Below are 2963 nucleotides of genomic sequence, written 5' to 3' on the forward strand. Positions count from 1 at the left end.
TAGGCGCCCCAAGCCACTACGTGAGCACCGGCCACGCGGTTGTGCAACAACGCCTATTTCAACCAGGAAGAGGTCTATCCCTGGCCCGATGGCGCCGGCCTGCCCGACTGGCGGGTGGCCGGGCACGTGACCGAAGGCTCGGGCGGCTGCGGGGGCACGGCTCTGGGCGGGGTGGCCGCCAGTGGATCCGTCGCCGGGAACTGATCGGCGCGACAGGGCTGGCGACCGAAGGGGCGGGCCGCGAGGTCGGCCTCTTCGTCATTGAAAACCTCAATCCGAGGCGGCGTGCGACGAGGGCAGGGCGGAGGCGCGGCCCCCGAGCCCTGTCCTTCGGCCCGTGCGCCCTACCCCCTGTCGGCGGGCGCTGCCTCGGATTTGCGTCGAACCTTCGCGAAGCGTCCACGGGCGTCGTCCCGCGGCCCACCCCCCGCCCCATTCCTGCCCCAGGCCCCGGCGAGCCTGCGAGGGAACGGGGCGCCGGGGGGTGCCCGTGACCGACAGCCGACAGGAGCTCGCCATGTCCCGCCGCGCCGGCCCTTCCGCCAAAGCCCGCCTGCTGTCCATCCTGCTGGGGTTCGCCCTCTTCGGGGCCGCCGGGGCGATGACCCACGCCGGGCCTGGCGAGCCGCAGTCGCAGGCCGGCTCACCCGCGGAGCCCCGCCTCGTCTGGGACTGGCAGCGGGGCCATGCCGAGGCCCGGCCCCGCGCCGACCGGATGGAGGTCGCGCGCGCGGTGCAGCGGCAGCGCCTGGGCACGGGAAGCTGGATCTGCTCGCCGGCCGGATCGGGCATGACCTCCCAGTGCATCGCGCGCTGAGGCAGCGCGGCCCGGGCCCCCGCGGCGGTCCTTTGGAACGAGGCGGTCCAAGCGGTAGGCTGGGGGAAGATCTCGGCCGCCCCAAGAAGGCCGCCATGCCATTCGCCGCCTCGCTCGGCCACCTCGCGGTCCGGATCGATCCGGCGGCCGAGCCGGTGGACGGCGTCTCGTTCGTGCTGCCCGTGCACAACAAGGCCGAGAACCTTCCCGGTTTCCATGAGGAGCTGACCGCCACGCTCCAGCGCACGGCCAAGCTCCACGAGATCATCCTCGTCGACGACGGCTCGCTCGACGGCAGCGCGGAGGTCATGGCCGCTCTCGCCCGCCCGCGATCCGGCCGTGAAGCTCCTCCTGCCGCCGGTTGCCCTCGTGCCTGGCCAAGCGCCGGATCCGCGCGGTGACGCGGGCGCCGATCCGCGACCTCGGCTGTACGCTCAAGGTCATCCGGCGCCCCTCCCCGGCCGAGCTCGAGCTCTACGGCGACATGCCCCGCTTCGTATCGATCTGATGGTGCAGCGCGGCGCCCGCTGGGTGCAGGTGCCGAACAACCACCGCCCCCGGATCGCGGGACGGACCAAGTACGGGTTCTGGCGCACGGTGGTCGTGCTCCTCGACCTCGGCACTCTCGAGGACCTCCTCGACTGCTCGGCCCATCCGATGCGGCTCTTTGGCGGGCTGGGGCTGCTGTCGCTCGGGCTTGCGGTGCTGCTCCAGCTCGTCTCGCTCGACCTCAAGCGAGGTGCTCGTGTGGATCGACTACGGCCGTTCGGCACCGCGGACCCACCACTCGGTGCGCGAGGACCGCAAATTCAAGGCCACTTGATAAAATCCTAATCGAGTCCAGGCTTCTTCCCCGTGCGGAACCGGGCAACATCCCGCCGCATCCTGGTTAATTCCGGGCGTGTATCGGAGGGATGATGGTCCGCACGCTGACGTCCTGCCTGCTGCTGGGCCTGGCCCTCGGCCCCTGGCCGGTTGTCTCGAGATGGAGATGCCGACGGTGGCGAGCCTCAACGGCATCCCCTTGACCAACTACCGCTGCGCCGACGGGAGCCTCGTGCAGGTGGCCTACGACGAGGTGCGTGCCCTCGTCCGCATCGGGGAGCGCAACTACCCCGTCACCTACGCCCCCTCAGACGTGGGCGTGATCTATCTCGGCGAGGATCTGGCGCTCACCATCGACGACAAGGACATCTTCATAGGCTCGCGGGCCGATGCGGACGGCGACGGCCGCGTGCCCGGTCGGCGCTGCACCTACGAGTCGGGCGGCTGAGCCACGCCCCCGGCCGACTCCCCCTCCGGGCGGTAGATCAGCATCAGGTTGCGGGCGTAGACGATCAGCCCCAGCCCTTGGCCCAGCATGAAGACCGGGTCCCAGCGGTAAATCGCATAAGCGAACATCAGGGTCCCGCCTGAGATCGACAGCCACCAGAAGCCGACCGGCATGACCGATTCGCCGGCCTTCTCGGAGCGGATCCATTGCAGGATGAACCGCCCCCCAAAGAGCGCCTGCGCGGCGAAGCCGAGGAGGACCCACACGAGCTCGCGCGCGCTGTCGACATGGAAGAAGGCGAGGATGTCCATGCCGTGCTTCTCGGCCCCCATATGAGACCACGTCAAGGGCGCCGTCCGGCGCTGCCTGCGGCGCGACGCCGCTGATCCGTTCCACGAGCCCGCAAAATTGGACCCAGCCAAAGTACTCTTGACACCTTGGAACGTTCCGATCTACCTGGAACGATCCAAGAGAGGGAACAAGAACATGCGCTGGGGGCTGGTCGGAGCGAGCACCATCGCGGCCGAATGGATGATCGGCGCCTTCCGGAGCCACCCGGGCTCGGAGGTCGCCTGGGTCGTCAGCGGCTCCGGGGACCGCGCCCGGGACTACGCGGCGCAGCACGGCATCCCGCAGGCCACCGCCTCGCTCGAGGAGATGCTGGCCGACGACGACGTGGATGCCGTCTACATCTCCTCCACCAACGAGAAGCACCATCCGCAGGCGCTCGCCGCCATCGCGGCGGGCAAGCACGTCCTTTGCGAGAAGCCGCTCGCCATGACCGTCGCCGAGGCCGCCGAAATGGTGCGCGGGGCCGAAGCCGCGGGACTCGTCTTCGCGACCAACCACCCCCGGCGCACCCCCCCCACGAAT

The 2963-nt window shown here is 70.2% G+C and carries 6 protein-coding genes; 5 read left to right on the top strand and 1 reads right to left on the bottom strand.

Annotation, left to right across the window (positions count from 1 at the left end):
- The first annotated feature begins 517 nt into the window (after nucleotides 1-517).
- The 4 genes from AC5JLB_RS22235 (at nucleotide 518) to AC5JLB_RS22250 (ending at nucleotide 2090) form a co-directional block, all read left to right on the top strand.
- Entirely contained in the window at nucleotides 518-817 is a 300-nt protein-coding gene (locus tag AC5JLB_RS22235; RefSeq protein WP_495876010.1) for a hypothetical protein, read from the top strand.
- A 95-nt stretch (nucleotides 818-912) separates the two neighbouring features.
- On the top strand, nucleotides 913-1218 hold the full coding sequence (locus AC5JLB_RS22240) for a glycosyltransferase (protein ID WP_495876011.1): 306 nt from the start codon (nucleotides 913-915) through the stop codon (nucleotides 1216-1218).
- A 106-nt stretch (nucleotides 1219-1324) separates the two neighbouring features.
- On the top strand, nucleotides 1325-1651 hold the full coding sequence (locus AC5JLB_RS22245; protein ID WP_495876012.1) for a hypothetical protein: 327 nt from the start codon (nucleotides 1325-1327) through the stop codon (nucleotides 1649-1651).
- A gap of 157 nt (nucleotides 1652-1808) precedes the next feature.
- Nucleotides 1809-2090 carry a hypothetical protein gene (locus AC5JLB_RS22250; RefSeq protein ID WP_495876013.1) on the top strand — a complete coding sequence of 94 codons (282 nt, stop codon included), beginning with the start codon at nucleotides 1809-1811 and terminating at the stop codon, nucleotides 2088-2090.
- Here the strand turns inward: AC5JLB_RS22250 and AC5JLB_RS22255 are convergent.
- The gene (locus tag AC5JLB_RS22255) at nucleotides 2072-2422 is read right to left on the bottom strand and encodes a lipid-A-disaccharide synthase N-terminal domain-containing protein (RefSeq protein ID WP_495876014.1); all 351 of its coding nucleotides are present in this window, start codon (nucleotides 2420-2422) and stop codon (nucleotides 2072-2074) included. The genes AC5JLB_RS22250 and AC5JLB_RS22255 overlap by 19 nt on opposite strands.
- Before the next feature lie 97 nt (nucleotides 2423-2519).
- On the opposite strand from AC5JLB_RS22255, the gene AC5JLB_RS22260 reads away from it, so the two are divergent.
- On the top strand, nucleotides 2520-2963 hold a 444-nt coding region (locus AC5JLB_RS22260; RefSeq protein ID WP_495876015.1), incomplete at its 3' end, for a Gfo/Idh/MocA family protein.

The sequence above is a fragment of the Myxacorys chilensis genome, assembly GCF_059505265.1.